The organism is Acuticoccus sediminis (genome assembly GCF_003258595.1).
GTDB classification, from domain to species: domain Bacteria; phylum Pseudomonadota; class Alphaproteobacteria; order Rhizobiales; family Amorphaceae; genus Acuticoccus; species Acuticoccus sediminis.
This window is the reverse complement of sequence record NZ_QHHQ01000001.1, coordinates 709,448-724,145: the sequence shown is the minus strand read 5'-3', so window position 1 is coordinate 724,145 and position 14,698 is coordinate 709,448. Positions and strand designations below refer to the sequence as shown.

The window sequence follows — 14,698 nt, the reverse complement described above, 5'->3', positions numbered from 1 at the left end:
GTTGCACGAGCGCGCGACGGGATGACGCCTCGAAGGAGCGAATAGAGCGCGTGTTCGGAGGGTAGCATTCCACACCGAGGACACTTCAGGGGAGCAGACCACCGTGGGCCAATTCCTCTTGCTGGGTGGCCCTCGGACAGCCTCGCGCTCGTCTGCACTACCTGCTTCGCTGTTCCGAAAGAATTCAGGCATCCAGTGGTGTAGCCAGCAACCGGAGCGTCGTGCAGCTCTGCGCCGCGGTCGAAAAGCGCGGGGGACGTCCCGATCTTTCGTCATCTCGCGAACGCTCTCGATCGTCCGTGACGACACTCTTGCGAGGCGGCGCAGAGATGTCGGATCGCCGATACGCTGTCAGTTTCCGTCGAAGTCGCGATACAGATGGTACCTGTCGTGCTCTCACTCCGGCACCTGGCGTTCCACCCCCCGCGGTTAGGGCGCGTCGCCCACCCGTTCGAGCCTTCCGAAGCCGCTGTCGGTGATGTCGTCGATATTCATCGACGTAGCCACGCCCTGTGCGCCGATCTGGAAACTGATACCGAAGGGCGTGTCAGGCACTTCTTCGAGAAGAAAGAACGTGAACTGGTCGCGATTGAAGTGGCGCAGAGGACGCTGGAGACCACCCTCGGGACCGAGCGCGAGGTTGAGGATCCCGTCATCGGACGCTGTGACAACCGCCGTCCCTACATAAGCGTTATGGTAGGTCCCGACGTAAGCTTGCGGCGACAAGGGCGGTGATAGCCATTGTGGCAACGATCCATAGTCCTTGGCCGAGGGAGATTCGGGGACCATCGACGCGTAGATCCCGTTCCACGTTTCGATCGTGTCCGGTCCGTCTCCGCCGGAGAGGACGAGGTCCACGAACCGGTCGACCACAGCCTCCGGCGCGCCGGTCGGGTGGGCATTCGACAGCACGGCAATTGCGAACCCCTTATCTGGATAGAATGTCGCCAGGGAGCGCGCTCCGGCAGTGAGGGCGCCGGCATGGGTCCAGACCCTGCCATTGTTGCCGTAGATCAAGGCCCATCCCAATCCGTAGAAGACCGGTTCCCCGCCGATCGGGTCCGATCCGATGTGCGAAAGTGCGGCATGGCTCGCCGCGAGGGCATCTTCCGGGGCGAGCCGTCGCCCGTCGATGACGCCATTGCCTAGGACAAGGGTCATCCAACGGGCGAGGTCGCGCACGCTGGTGCTGACTCCCCCCGCCGGCGCCTGGGCATCCGTGTCGTGTTTCACGAGCGCCTGCCAGCGGTCGTCGTAGCGAACGTGCAGCTCGGCACGGTTTCCCCGCGCGAGGTAATCGCCGTAGCGCATGCTGGTGGAGGCCATCCCGAGCGGCCCGAAGAGCAGCGTCTCGGCCGCCTCCTCCCACGCGAGGCCCACAGCGGCTGCGGCCGCGACGGCACCCTCCGTAAAGCCTGAGTTGCTGTATTCATATCCTCCGCGGAAGGAGTAAGCCGGCCTGACGAGGCGCAGCCGACGAAGGATCGTGGCGCGATCGAAGCCGTAGGCCAGAAGCTCGTCGCCGACGAGACCGGGCAACCCGCTGCGGTGCGAAAGAAGGTCCGACACGGTGACGTTTGCGGTCGGATAGGGTTCGAAGAGCTGGAACGACGGATCAATCTGGGAGATGCGTGTGTCCCAGTCGAAGGCGCCGTCCGACATCAGCGCGGCGACGATCGTCGACGAGATCGGCTTCGACAGTGATGCGATCTGAAACACCGTATCGGCATCGACGTGTTCCGGCGCGCCGGCCTCCCTGACACCAAAGCCATTCAGATAGACCTGATCGCCGCTCACGATTGCGACCGCGAGGCCCGGCACGGCGTCGGCCTCGATCAGGGCCTCGATGTACGTCTCAAGCTTCGGGATGGCGGCGCGGATCGACTCCGAGGTCGCGCTATCGAACGATCCAATCGTCCGTTCGTCGGCCGTCGCCTGCGCGACCGCCAGTGTCGCCAGTCCCATGGACAGCAACAGGGAAGCAAACTGTATCCGACACCGACTGAAGTATAGCCGCCTCCAAGGCATGACGATCTCCGCGGTCTTTGGCGTTACCCGTACCCAGAAGAGGCCATGAACGCGCGACCTTTACCACCTTAAAGTTGCCGCAGAAGGTAGTGAGGCTAAAGAGACGAGAGCAAATCCTGACAGTGGCCCTGGCAGGTCGTGGCGACTATCTCCGCAACGTCGAACAAGCTCCGGCTTCACCCGGATCCACGAATCGACTGCTCCTCGCGCAACACTCGGGCATCCTTGACACGGCAGCATGGCTCATACCCACCTCCGGCGCCAATCCACACTCCGGCTACGACCCCGAATACCGCCCAAGGAGCTTTCGCTCAGCAAATCCGCGAAAAAGGGCGAGCTGACGGACTATCCCGGGTGGAACGACTGGTCCTGCCGCATGTAGCCGAGAGAAGGCGCAATCGGCCCGACTCGGTGAGCGCCAGGTTCCCGCGCCGTGGCAGGCGCAATGCGCAGCGGAAGGGCAAGCCGGTCGGGATCGCGCAGGGTCGCGACGACGGAGATATCGTCGCCCGATAGCCCGTCCGGGAGCGTCACCAGACTTTCGCCGTCCGGAAAACGGTGCCAGCCGAGCGGCCGACATCCGGTATCCAGATGGCTTGCGATCGCGGTCGCAAGCGGGGTCATCTCCGGGAACGGAGCCAGGATCATCGTGGCCCCTGCGCGATCGACAGCGCATCTGCATGCTGCTCGGCGTAGCGATGCGCCCACGCCGCCTCCCCCGGAGTCGCGGCGTGGATCTCGTAGAGCGGCTGGCCCTTCGAGACCCGGTCCCCGACCTGCACCCGGAGTAGAACGCCTGCAACCTTCTGCCGCGGTGCACCTGCAAGCTTGGCCACGCGCGCGATGACTCGATTATCGATAGCGGAAATGATCCCCTGGCAGGGGGCGGGAAGCTCGATCCGGTGTGGCGCCAGCTTCGGCTCCGCGAAGCCGCCCTGCGCTTCGCATATCGCAAGGAACTTCGCCTCCGCCGCGCCGCTGTCGAGCAGCGCTTCCGCTCTTGCCCGCCCCTCGCCGGGCACTCCACCGGGCGCGAGATCGAGCAGGTGCGCCGCAAGGTCCAACGCCCTTGCCCGAAGATCCAGCGGTGCCTCGGCCCTTCGCCGGAGCACCGCCAGCACATCCGCCGCTTCGAGCGCCGGACCGATGCCACGACCGACGGGAGCGGTGCCGTCGCTGAGGTGGACGGCCAGCCGAAGGCCAATGGCCTCGCCCACCCGTAGGAACAGCGCTGACAGGGCCGCGGCCGCCTCGGCGGAACGAACCTTGGCAGTGACCCCGACTGGCATGTCGATCAGAACATGAGTGGACCCGGCTGCGGCCTTCTTCGACAGGACACTGGCCACAAGTTGTCCGGTCGAGTCGAAGTCGAGCGAGCGCTCGATGCGGATGAAGTGGTCGTCGGCCGGACTGAGGTTCAGCGCGCCTCCCCAGATCACGCAGCCGCCCTCGGCCTCGACCACTCGGCGCAGCGCCCGTTCGTCGAGCGTGACCGGGGCCATGACCTCCATGGTATCCGCCGTTCCCGCAGGGGATGTGATGGCACGGCTCGACGTTTTGGGGATCAACTGGCCGGTGGCCGCCACAATCGCGACGACCAGCGGTGTTGTCCGGTTTCCGGGCAGCCCTCCGACACAGTGCTTGTCCAGGACGCTTCGTCCGCCCCAGTCGAGGGTTTCGCCTGCGGCCTGCATCGACCGCGTCAGCGCCACGGTCTCGGTGCCGTCCAGCCGGTTTCCCGCACAGGCCGTGATGAAGGCAGCAAGATCGAGATCGGTCAGCCGGTTCTCGAGCGTGTCGCGAATGATCGATGCGAAATCGCGCTCGTTCAGCCTTTCGCCGTAGGCTTTTGCCCGGACCTTCGAGGCGGATCCGGCAGGCTCGGGATGGGAGAACCGGGCCCTGTCACCGGGGCGTGCTCCAAGCGCCGACCAGGCGGAAATGGACAACGCCGCATTGTCGACCGCCAGCCATCCGTCGTGAGCCACGACGTTCAACGTGGCGATGACCCACCGGTCGCGCAGGTCGATGCGCACTCGTGTCTGAGAGGCAAAGCCCTCCGCCCGGCAGATGTGGCAATCCTCGCGCATGTAGACGACGGGCTGACGGTAGGTGTCGATGCCCGCGGGCACGAGGATGAGCGTGTCGCTCATTTCGGGCGATCTAGATGCACTGTGTCGAGATGATCCGGAACGCGGACTGCCCGGCCGAGTTCATGCGCGACTCGCTGGCGTAACGTGTCGGCCGCCGTAGGCTCGCCATGCGTGAGATAGGTCATGCGCGGTGCCGGCCCGGACGCCATCCAGCGCAGGATTTCGTCGGCGTCGGCGTGACCCGAGAGACTTTGAAGTTGGACGACTTCCGCTTCGATTGGATAATCGCGTCCGAACATGCGCAGCGTTCGAGCGCCGCCGACCAGCGCTGCGCCTCTCGTCCCGCCGGCCTGGAACCCCGAGAGCAGAATCGTGTTCCGCCGATCGCCCCCGAAGCTGACCAGGTGATGGAGAATGCGTCCCCCGGTGAGCATACCGCTCGCCGAGATGATGATCATCGGCCCCTTCCGCGTGTTGAGTTCCTTCGACTGGTCGACCGAATTCACGCGGGTGGCAATTCGGAACATGGCCACGCAATCCTCGCGGGAGACGTGGTGCTCCTCGTGATGGCGGTGATAGATCTCGGTCGCGTCGATCGCCATCGGACTGTTGAGGTAGACAGGCACTCGAGGGATCTCACCCCGCGCCATTAGGCGGGCGAGATGAAGCATCAACCCCTGCGCACGGCCGACCGCAAAAGACGCAATCAGGACTGTCCCGCCCCGAGCGAAGGTGCGCTTGAGCACCGGCGCAAGTTCCGCCTCCGCGTCGATATCCGGATGGCGCCGATCGCCGTAGGTCGATTCGCAGACAAGCACATCGGCACCGTGAAACGGCTCCGGTGGTCTCATCAGCGGATCCGGATCGTGGCCGAGATCGCCACTGAAATGAACAATGGAGCTGCCGATCTCGAGTCGGATCTGCGCCGCTCCCAGGAGGTGGCCGGCAGGAATGAACGTCGCGGCGATGTCGTCGCCCAAGTTGATCCGTTGTTGGAACTCAACGGTCTTGAACCGCTCGAGAGCCTTCCCGGCATCTTTCAGCGTGTAGAGCGGGGTCGGGTGCCGATGCTTTGAGAATCCTTTTCGCGCCGCAAAGCGCGCCTCCTCTTCCTGAAGGTGGCCGCTGTCGGGCAGTATCAGACCGCAGAGTTCCGCGGTGGCTTCGGTACAGAGCACGCGCCCCGCATATCCGGCGCGGATCAGCGCCGGAAGATAGCCCGAGTGGTCGAGATGCGCATGTGTCAGCAGCACTGTGTCGATGCTGGAGGGTCGTGCTGGGAACGGTTTACGATTGCGGTCACGCAGGGTCTTGAAGCCCTGGAAGAGGCCGCAATCGACAAGAATGCGGCGTGACCCGGCTTCCACGAGATAGCGCGATCCTGTGACGGTTCCCGCAGCTCCGAGAAAGCGCAGATTGGGGCGTGAAAAGCGGGTCATGCCGGCCTCCTACGGGCGGTGTCAGGGGAATGGCGTGAGGGAGGGAGGTTGGCTGACGGCGTCGACATCAGGCCGCCCCGGCCCGACGCCCTCGGCGACGGTGGTGGCCCGATGTCGTTGCAGATCATGACGGCTGTAGACGTGGCGTTCCGGGTTGACGTGGTTGCGGATCGAGGTGCGGGCGCAGGCGACCCGCTGCTGCGTCTCCGGTGGCCGAAAACGAAGAATGGCGTGGTCATGTCGTCGCACCGGCTGACCCAGAGTCTCGGCGCGATTATCGAGCCGGCGGCCGGTGCATTGCCGGACCGAGACGGCGCGATCGCACAGAGCGGCGTGGTATGAGAGGGTTCGGTCGGTCGCAATTTCGAGGCGGCGGCCGTGCCGCCTCGATGCCTTCCGCGGAAAACTCTGCGCCGCCCTGCGACTTCGTGTTTTCGAGATGAAAGCCTCGAGAACTTCGGCGTCCTGGTCAAATGCGCGCCAGAGGAGGCGCGTTGCGCCCTTGATCTTCAGAATGGCTTCGTCGAGATGCCAGCGCCACGGTGTCCTTGACGGCAGTGCCACCAACCGCTTGCGGCGGATATCAGCGGTGAAGATGGGGTCGAAGCGCTCGTTCCAAATTCGTACCGTCTTGCCGGAGGCTTCGATCCCGCGCTCCTTCAGCAAATCCTTCACGTTCCGGAACGACAGCGGGAAGCCTATGTCGAGCATGACGGCGAGCGGCAACACTTCCGGTGACGTCTTGTGGTATCGAAATGTGTCGGGGTTGGGGTTCGACATGGGCATGACCATCGCACCACCGGGTCACTGGCTCAATTGCTTCCCCTATAAGGTGCCACCTTGCGGAATCTCCCACTCGCCGTCGATCAGGTACAAGATCCAATATCAATTGAACCTCCCTGTTTATTGGCGAGGTGGTAGCTTCAGGGTTGCGGAAGGGAGCCCGTCCCCCCCGAGGGTGACTGAACCCGTTAGGGAGCATGGGTCCCTTCCGCGTCGCTCTTGAACCCTGAATAGTTGCTTGGGACAGCCGATCCCGAACGACATGGACAGGATCCCACCATGCCGCGCACCGTCCTTGGCTGCGACCTCTCGCGCACCGTTCTCGACCTCCCCGGCCTGCCGGCTGTCACTTCCACACGAGGTCGCGAACGACCCGGAATCTATCGCCGCCTGGGTTTCGTCGCTGGCCTCTGACGCCCTCGTCATCTTCGAGGCGACCAGTGGCCGCGAAGGCCCGCTCAACGCTGCACTCACCGAATGCGGCGTCACCTTCTCGTGGACCAATCCACGCCAGGCGCGAGTTCGTCAGGGCCACCGGCGTCCTCGCCAAGACCGACCGGGTTGATGCCCGCGTGCTCGCCCAGATGGGCTCGGTCCTCGACCTCCCCATCACTCGCCCAAGCAGCCCGGCGCGCAGCCGGCTGTCCGATTTCCTCAGGTACTGCAGGCAGTTGGTCGATATCGGCAAGGCCGAGACGACGCGCCGGCACAACGCCGGCCAGGACGAGATCGCCGCCCAGATCGAGGCGATGATCGACCTCCTCACACGCCAGATCGCCGAACTCGATCGCGCCATCGCTCAATTCATCGAAGACGACCGGACGCTTTCTTCACAAGCTCGGCTTCTGCGCGCCGTACCTGGCATCGGCCCGATGGTCCTCGCCACTTCTCCGGGGCAAACTTCCCGAACTCGGCAGGCTCGACCGGCGCCGCAATGCGTCCCTCGCCGGCCTCGCACCCCACGCCCGGGAGAGCGGAACCCGGCGCGGCACGCGCCGCATCTGGGGCGCGCACCGCAAGGTTCGCGAAGCGCTCTACATCGCAGCCCTCACGGCACCGCGCCGCATCCCGAACCTCGTCGCCATGCGCGAGCGGATGCGCCAGAAGGGCAAGGCCCCGAAGACCATCCTCATCGCTGTCGCCCGCCAGATCTATCGGCGCGCGGACAAGGACAACCGGATCGCTACGCTCCCCGACGAGAAGAAAATCGAGGACGAGGTCGAGCAACTACGGACAGACGCGGCGTTTGAACTTGCGGCTGCCGAGCAACCGAGAGGCTCGAAGCCGCCCTCCGTGCCCCGCGCGGTCCTTGACGGTAGGTTTATAATTCCGCTGTCTTTTGGAGACGAACGCCCGGCTGTCCACTATTCGCAAATTCTACGCCGGCCGCTTCCATCGCGGCCAGCACCTTCATGACAGTAACGGCACCACTGGCTATCTCCTCGGAGCCGCGACCCTCCATATTGCGAATCGTATTGATACTGACGCCGGATTTCTCAGCGAGCCGCTTTTGCTATACTCCCGCGAGTGTACCGACCGCTCGCAACTGATTGCTTGTCACCGACGTCATACTGGCTCCGATAACTATCTTTGTATTTGTCCGAAACGTTCCGCGGCTGGTTAGTTATGAGCACCGCGTTGGTGGTTATCGCAGACAATTGGGATACCGACTTTGCGGAAGACCGCCGAGCCGGCGGTGGGGGAAGCAGTGCCTACCGCCAAGACCATCGCCTGCGACCGGACAGTCGCGGAGAGCGACGTGGCACCCACACTGTCCAACCTGATCGACGAATGGGACTCGCTGGAGGCGCGCATCAGGTTCTACACAGCAGGCGCGGAGTCCATTGCCGGGATGGGGTCCGCCACTCGTGCGGAGACGCGATGCTTCGCGCCAGCGATGACCTGATCGAGTTCGTCGACCAGTTCGAAGAGATGCTCAACGCTTTCGCCAAGGGGCATAAGGCTGGAGTAACTCGATGACCGCAGCACCAAACGGCACCGCAGGCTTTCGCACCTTCAAAGAGCCGCTGCACCTTGTGGCGGATCTCCGGCAGATCCTGCGCATCCTTCGATGCGGCGAGCTTGCGCTTGTCCTCCGTGTCACGCGGGTCGGGAGCGATGTGAAAGAGCTGCGGCGACGTTACCCGCGCCAGAAAGCGGTGCTCGTCGATCTGCACGCCAGCAAGGATGTGGCCCTCGGTCGGGTTGAAATGGACGGTAGAGCCGACGTTCATGCGCCGACCCGAACCGTCTATCCGCACGCGTTCACCGAAGTGCGCCAGCAGTCGGGCAGGGATGTGGGACAGAACGTGGGACAGAATTTCCGTCCGCCCCAGAAGCGCCAATCAAATCCAAATTGATCGATGATAAGACTGGCGGAGAGAGAGGGCCTGGGAGCGAACATTCTCCAGCTCGCACCGATTCTTCAGCGTTGCTGTCTGCTCAACTATCGCCTTGTTAAGATCTCAAAGGAGGTCTTCACGCCCGCCGGCGGCGCCCGATCAGACCGTCAGCGATCTAGATCGCTGAACACGCCGGCGAGCCAGTCGAGGAAGGCGCGGACGGCGGGGTTCGTCGCGCGGCTTTCGGGCCAGACGGCGGTGATGTCGTGGTGGTCGACGGCGTAGTCGGCGAGAACGGGCGCGAGGTCTCCGCGTGCGACGAACGGCGCGGCGAGGAAGGTCGCCGTCACCCCGATGCCGCCGCCGGCCACCAGCGCGGCCACGACGGCGTCGCTCACGTCGGCGACGATGCCGGGCTGCGGGACGATCTCGATCGTGCGATTGTCGACCCGGAACGGCCAGCGGAACGGCTGGCCGCTGCTCTGATATTGCAGGTTGACGGTGTCGTGGCCGGACAGCTCGTCGGGATGCTGCGGCGTGCCGCGGGCGGCGAGGTAGGACGGCGCCGCGAAGGCGCAGAGCCGGCACGCCGCCAGCCGCCGCGAGATCAGCCGGGCATCGCCGAGCTCGCCGATGCGAACGGCGACGTCGACCCCCTCCTCCACGATGTTGACGAACCGGTCGCTCAGCCGAAGGTCGATCGACACCATGGGGTGGAGCCGCCGGAAGGCCGGAAGCGCCGGCGCGATCACATGGACGCCGAGCGGCAGCGACGTCGCGACCCGCAGCGTGCCCACCGGATCGGATCGCGCCGTCATCGCGGCCTGCTCGATCTCCTCGACCTCGCGCAGGAGGCGCAGCGCACGCTCGAACAGCTCGCGCCCCTCGGGCGTCAGCGTCAGCGCCCGCGTCGTCCGGGTGAACAGCGACACGCCGAGCCGGGCCTCCAGTCGCTGCACGCTCCTGCTCACCGCCGACGGCGAGATCGACAGCGAGCGTGCCGCCGCCGTGAAGCTGCCAAGCGACGCCGCACGGGCAAAGGCCAGCAGCCCGGTCAGCCGATCGAGCGCGATCTGTTCCGCCATGTAACAAGAGTTAGACCGTCGGCTGTCATTATCAACGTGCTGGAAGTCCCTAGCTGTGCCGTGCAAGCAATGAGGGGGCTCCCATGAGCACCATGATGAAAGCGGTCCGCCTGCACGCATACGGCGGGCCGGAGGTTCTGACCTACGAGGACGCGCCGGTGCCGGCGATCGGTCCGGGCGAGGTGCTGGTGCGGGTTCATGCCGTCGGCATCAATCCGCCGGACCTTTATCTGCGCGACGGCTATCGCGCGCTGCCGCCCGAGTGGCGGCCCGATCCGGCCTTCCCGCTGATCATCGGCACGGACGTGTCGGGGACGGTCGAGCGGATGGCGGACGACGTCACCGGCTTCGCGCCGGGCGAGGAGGTGTTCGCCATGGTCGGCTTCCCCGAGAAGCTGATGACGGGGAGCGGCGCGTACGCGCAGTTCGTCAGCGTCCCGGCAACGGAGCTGGCGCGCAAGCCGGCCGGGATCGACCACATCGCTGCCGCCGGCGCGCCGATGTCGCTTCTGACCGCCTGGCAGTTCCTGGTCGATCTCGGCCACGACGCGCCCAACCCGTTCCAGCCCGTCCGCCACGAGCCGGTTCCGCTGAAGGGGCGGACGGTGCTCGTCAACGGGGCCTCCGGTGGCGTCGGCCATCTCGTCGTGCAGCTCGCGACGTGGAAGGGGGCGCGCGTCATCGGTGTCGCCGCCGGTCGCAACGCTCCGCTGCTGCGCGAACTCGGGGTGGACGACGTCATCGACTACAAAGTGGAAAATGCGGAGGACGTCGTCTCCGGAGTCGACCTCGTGATCGACGCGGTCGGCGGGGCGGGCATGGAGCGGTTTCTGCGCGTCCTCGGGCCCGGCGGGGCGCTGTTCCTCGTCAACCCGCTCGGCTTCCAGGGACAGGACACGGCGCGGGAGCGGGGCATCACCGTCTCCTCGACGCAGGTTCGCTCGAACGGCCCGCAGCTCGCCGAGGCGGCCCGCCTGCTGGCCGACGGCACGGTGCGCGTCGAGGTCGGCGAGACCTTTCCCCTCGCCGAGGCGGCGCGCGCCCACGAGCGCGCCATGAAGGGCGGCGTCCCCGGCAAGGTCGTCCTCACCGTCCGATAGACGACCCGTCCTGCATCGCACCCGCCGGGTATGGTCGGCCGCGCTATGCGCGACGCCGCTCGGCGGGCTGGCCTCCCCCGCCGATTCGGCCGTCCGGCTAGTCGCCCGCCACGCCGGCGAACGCGACGGTCCAGTCGGTCGTCTCGGGGACCCGCAGCCTGCCGGTGCCGGGGCCGACGGACGTCGAACCGACCGCACCGATCCCCTCGACCTGGCGGAGCGCTGCGACCGAGAAGTCGGTGAAGGCGCGGACCAGCGATCGCATGAAGCGTACCGACAGAAAGGTGAAGTAGACCTCCGAGGACCGGGCCTCGTACTCCGGCAGGATGCAAACGAGCCGACCATCGGACAGCTCCTGCGAGATGAGCAGCTGCTGCACCGGGCCGACGGCGTGAGCCGAAACAAGCGTCCGCACGAGCACGTCGGGATTGTTGCTGCGCAGGACCGAGCGGACCGGCACCGCGATGTCCGTCCCCGCCCGACTGAGCGCCAGCGTGGAGTCGGGCGCCGTCGAAATCGGGACGACGACCGGCACCTCCATCAGCCGCTCGGGCGTCTCGATCGGCCCGGTCCGCGCCAGAAGGTCCGGCGCCGCGACGAGGATGCGTCGCGTCACGCCGATCGGACGGACGATCAGCCCCGCGCCGTCCGGACGGCCGAGACGCAGCGCGAGGTCGAAATTCTCGTAAACGAGATCGACGACGCGGTCCTCCAGCGCGAGATCCACGGTGACGCCGGGATGGCGCTGCTGGAATGCCAGCACGATCGGATGGAGTTGCTTGCCATCAATGCATGTCGGCGCATGAACCCGCAGATGCCCCTCGACGGCGCCCATGTCACGTCGCACGCCCTCCAGCGCAGCCTCGATGGTCGCGAGGCCGTCCCGTGCGCCCTCGTAGAGCGTCTGCCCCGTCGGGGTGGGCCGGGCGAGCCGGGCCGAGCGTTCGAGCAGCCGTGCACCGACGTGGCTCTCCAGATTGCGCAGATGCTTGCTGACCGCCGGTTGTGAGACGGACAGGTCGCGGGCGGCGGCGCTGATCGATCCACGTTCCACCGTGCGAACGAACACACGCAGCGCCGGGGCGAGGCCCATCCCAAACTTTTGATTATGATCTATAGAAACTCATAGCCGATGGACGTTGCCTTGTCTCGCCAGCCATAGTTGCCGGCGCAAAAGGAGCGATCCCCGAATGACGATTAGCCGGCGGGCCTTCGGGGTCACCACCCCGTTCGCCCTCGCCGCCTGTGTGACGCGGGACGACGACCTTGCCGCGCGGCAGGTCGTCCTGGAGCACCGTCGCGCGTTCGCGATGTACTCGGCGATGTATGCGGCGATCGACACCGAGCCGTTTGCAATCCCGGCCATAGACGTCCGCCGCATCGCTCCGCACCTTCTGCAGCAGGAGGTCCCCGACCCGACCGGCGAGCCCGCCGGCACGACCGAGCCGAGCGCGATCGGGACCATGGTGTCCTCGGGATGCGTGCGGCCGTTCAATCAGGACATCATCGACCTCTACGCCCGCCTCCCGGTCGGAACGCGGGTCGTCGTATTGCCCGCCCTCTCCGCCGCCACGAGCTGAGATGCGCCCGGCGCTACAACGGCCGCGCCATAAACACGACTGCAACAAGGATCTTCGATCATGGGATTCAGAACGCGTGCCGCGCCGATCCTCGGCGCGCTCGTCATCGCGATGACCGCCGGGGCGCCGAGGGCCGAGGATTCCGCCGAGCGACTCGGTGCGGTGGTGCGTACGCTCGAGGTCGACCTCGGCGGGCGGATCGGCGTCCCGGTCGAAGACAACGCCACCGGCTGGACATGGGGCCATCGGTAGGACGAGCGCTTCCTCATGACGAGCACGTTCAAGTCGGTCCTGTGCGGGGCCGTGCTGGAGCGAGCCGACGCCGGCAAGCTCGCGCGGTCCGACCAGGCGCCGTTCGCATCCGAGGACATGCTCGACTATGCGCCGGTCACGGAAACCAAGGTCGGCGGGACGATGACGCTGGCGGACCTGTGCCTCGCGACGCTCGACGTCAGCGACAATTCGGCGGCCCACATTCTGATTGAACGGCTCGGCGGTCCGCAGGCGGTGACGAACTTCCTGCGCCGGACCGGCGACGACACGACCCGTCTCGACCGCACAGAACCGGCGGTGAACGACTTCGCGCCCGGCGATCCGCGCGACACGACGACGCCGACCGCGATCGTCGCCACCTGGAAAGCGATGCTGCTCGGCCCGGCGCTCGGGCCCGCCTCCCGCGACATCCTGAGCGACTGGATGAGCCGCGGCGGCGTCACCGGCGCGCTGATCCGCGACGCGCTGCCGGCCGACCGGCACGTCGCCGACAAGTCCGGCGCCGGCAACGGGTATACCCGCAGCCTCGTCGCAATGGTCACGCCGCCGGACCGCGCGCCGTGGTTCGTGGCGATCTACATCTCCGACACGCCGACGGACTTCGCGACGCGGAACGCTGAGCTGATACGGATCGGCGAGGCCGTCGCCGACGTGCTGCTCTCGCGCTGAGGCCACGCGTGGCGATCTCATGACCGCCGCGCGCCGCTGCCGTCAGACCGCGAGGCAGCGGTACTTCACCTCCAGATAATCCTCCACGCCGTGGTAGAAGCCCTCGCGGCCGTGGCCGCTCTCCTTCATGCCGCCGAACGGGGCGACCTCGGTGGAGATCAGGCCGGTGTTGCAGCCGACGATGCCGAAATCGAGCGCCTCAGCGGTGCACCAGATGCGGGAGACGTCGCGACCGTAGACATAGCCGGCGAGGCCGAACGGGGTGTCATTCGCCATCGCCGTCACCTCGGCCTCATCGCGGAAGCGGACGACCGCCGCGACCGGGCCGAAGATCTCTTCACGAAACAGGCTCATTCGCGGCGTGACCCCGGTGACGACGGTCGGCTCGAAGAAGGTGCCGCCGAGGGCGTGCGGCCGGCCTCCGGCGACAACCCTCGCTCCGCCCGCGCGCGCCTCCTCGATCAGCGCCGCCACCTTGTCGCGCGCCGCCTCGTCGATCAGCGGTCCGACGTCGGCGCCCGCTTCGAAGCCCCCTGCGACCTTGAGGGTCGCCACCCGCGCCGCCAGTTTCTCGACGAACGCATCGTGGACGCCGTCGTGCACGAAAATGCGGTTGGCACACACGCACGTCTGCCCGGCGTTGCGGTACTTCGAGGCGACCGCCCCCTCCACCGCCGCGTCGATGTCGGCGTCGTCGAACACGATGAACGGCGCGTTGCCGCCCAGTTCCATCGACGTGCGCGTCGGGGGACAGTGCCGACCGTCTCACCCGACGCGGGTGCGGTGACGGCAATGGTGGCGCTGTCGGCCGCGTGGATCCAGCGGCCGCCGACAAGGCAGGCATCGCGCAGGAGGGCGAAGTTCTTCAGCGGGGGCATCAGATCGGCTTCGCGTCAGGGTCGGGTTCGCGCAGATCCTTCAGCGTGGCCGTGCCGCCGAACAGGCCGAGGCTGATGTTCGAGACGTCCCGGAAGATGACGTAGGCCGGCACGCGGCCACTCTGGCCGGAGGCGTCGCCGAGGATCTTCGTGGCGCGCTCCATGAAGACCTCCTTCGCGGTCGCGTCGAAGCCGCCTTCGAGGGCGTTCACGAGAAGCGTCGCGATCTTAGCCGTGGCCCGCTTGCCCCCATGGTAGATGTCGCCGGCGGGAAGGTCGCAGAAGTGCAGGTACGTCGTGCTGCGGATGAATGGGGTCCGGGCCAAGCGCTCGCACTCGGCGCCAAGATCAGTCAGCTTCTCGGCGATCTCATCCTTCGCCGCCTGGTCGAACGTGCCTTCGGCAGCGCTCAGAAACATGATGGGCAT

General features: G+C 66.3%; 13 protein-coding genes and 3 pseudogenes. 6 read left to right on the top strand and 10 right to left on the bottom strand.

Translation table 11 applies throughout. The features are described from left to right. Window positions 1-429: 429 nt before the first annotated feature. From DLJ53_RS03215 to DLJ53_RS03190, 6 genes are all read right to left on the bottom strand, one after another. Complete coding sequence (locus DLJ53_RS03215; protein WP_162408813.1) at window positions 430-1,965, bottom strand: serine hydrolase; 1,536 nt, start codon at window positions 1,963-1,965, stop codon at window positions 430-432. A 408-nt stretch (window positions 1,966-2,373) separates the two neighbouring features. After that, window positions 2,374-2,676, bottom strand: a complete 303-nt coding sequence (locus DLJ53_RS03210; RefSeq protein ID WP_111342279.1) for a ribose-phosphate pyrophosphokinase-like domain-containing protein — start codon at window positions 2,674-2,676, stop codon at window positions 2,374-2,376. Next, entirely contained in the window at window positions 2,673-4,181 is a 1,509-nt protein-coding gene (locus DLJ53_RS03205) for a thymidine phosphorylase family protein (protein WP_111342277.1), read from the bottom strand. The genes DLJ53_RS03210 and DLJ53_RS03205 overlap by 4 nt, the downstream gene beginning before the upstream one ends. Beyond that, window positions 4,178-5,560, bottom strand: coding sequence for an MBL fold metallo-hydrolase (locus tag DLJ53_RS03200; RefSeq protein WP_111342275.1), 1,383 nt, complete (start codon window positions 5,558-5,560; stop codon window positions 4,178-4,180). The genes DLJ53_RS03205 and DLJ53_RS03200 overlap by 4 nt, the downstream gene beginning before the upstream one ends. A 21-nt stretch (window positions 5,561-5,581) precedes the next feature. After that, a complete protein-coding gene (locus DLJ53_RS03195) occupies window positions 5,582-6,340 on the bottom strand; it encodes a DDE-type integrase/transposase/recombinase (protein WP_162408811.1) in 759 nt (252 codons plus the stop codon). A 488-nt stretch (window positions 6,341-6,828) separates the two neighbouring features. Next, on the bottom strand, window positions 6,829-7,146 hold the full coding sequence (locus tag DLJ53_RS03190) for a hypothetical protein (protein WP_111342271.1): 318 nt from the start codon (window positions 7,144-7,146) through the stop codon (window positions 6,829-6,831). Here DLJ53_RS03190 and DLJ53_RS36620 point away from each other — a divergent pair. Both DLJ53_RS36620 and DLJ53_RS34635 read left to right on the top strand, forming a co-directional pair. Then, the gene (locus DLJ53_RS36620) at window positions 7,130-7,759 is read left to right on the top strand and encodes a transposase (protein ID WP_111344023.1); all 630 of its coding nucleotides are present in this window, start codon (window positions 7,130-7,132) and stop codon (window positions 7,757-7,759) included. The two genes, DLJ53_RS03190 and DLJ53_RS36620, sit on opposite strands and share 17 nt — an antisense overlap. Before the next feature lie 560 nt (window positions 7,760-8,319). Then, on the top strand, window positions 8,320-8,703 hold the full coding sequence (locus DLJ53_RS34635; RefSeq protein ID WP_146619871.1) for a hypothetical protein: 384 nt from the start codon (window positions 8,320-8,322) through the stop codon (window positions 8,701-8,703). A 149-nt stretch (window positions 8,704-8,852) separates the two neighbouring features. On the opposite strand, the gene DLJ53_RS03170 is transcribed toward DLJ53_RS34635, so the two are convergent. After that, window positions 8,853-9,770, bottom strand: a complete 918-nt coding sequence (locus DLJ53_RS03170) for a LysR family transcriptional regulator (protein ID WP_111342267.1) — start codon at window positions 9,768-9,770, stop codon at window positions 8,853-8,855. Between the two features lie 83 nt (window positions 9,771-9,853). On the opposite strand from DLJ53_RS03170, the gene DLJ53_RS03165 reads away from it, so the two are divergent. Next, window positions 9,854-10,870 carry an NADP-dependent oxidoreductase gene (locus DLJ53_RS03165; protein WP_111342265.1) on the top strand — a complete coding sequence of 339 codons (1,017 nt, stop codon included), beginning with the start codon at window positions 9,854-9,856 and terminating at the stop codon, window positions 10,868-10,870. Window positions 10,871-10,967: 97 nt separating this feature from the next. Here the strand turns inward: DLJ53_RS03165 and DLJ53_RS03160 are convergent, their stop codons facing one another. Beyond that, entirely contained in the window at window positions 10,968-11,963 is a 996-nt protein-coding gene (locus tag DLJ53_RS03160) for a LysR family transcriptional regulator (RefSeq protein WP_111342263.1), read from the bottom strand. Between the two features lie 340 nt (window positions 11,964-12,303). Between DLJ53_RS03160 and DLJ53_RS36615 the strand changes: the two are divergent. The 3 genes and pseudogenes from DLJ53_RS36615 to bla form a co-directional block, all read left to right on the top strand. Continuing rightward, window positions 12,304-12,450: pseudogene (locus DLJ53_RS36615) on the top strand (L,D-transpeptidase); the annotation flags it as partial. 60 nt (window positions 12,451-12,510) lie between these two features. Then, window positions 12,511-12,702 carry a hypothetical protein gene (locus DLJ53_RS35460; protein WP_202912975.1) on the top strand — a complete coding sequence of 64 codons (192 nt, stop codon included), beginning with the start codon at window positions 12,511-12,513 and terminating at the stop codon, window positions 12,700-12,702. A gap of 12 nt (window positions 12,703-12,714) precedes the next feature. Continuing rightward, window positions 12,715-13,392, top strand: a pseudogene (gene bla / locus DLJ53_RS03150) (class A beta-lactamase); the annotation flags it as partial. Window positions 13,393-13,434: 42 nt separating this feature from the next. On the opposite strand, the pseudogene DLJ53_RS03145 reads toward bla, so the two are convergent. Both DLJ53_RS03145 and DLJ53_RS03140 read right to left on the bottom strand, forming a co-directional pair. Next, window positions 13,435-14,145: pseudogene (locus DLJ53_RS03145) on the bottom strand (aldehyde dehydrogenase family protein); the annotation flags it as partial. Window positions 14,146-14,269: 124 nt separating this feature from the next. Beyond that, entirely contained in the window at window positions 14,270-14,698 is a 429-nt protein-coding gene (locus DLJ53_RS03140; protein WP_111342257.1) for a hypothetical protein, read from the bottom strand.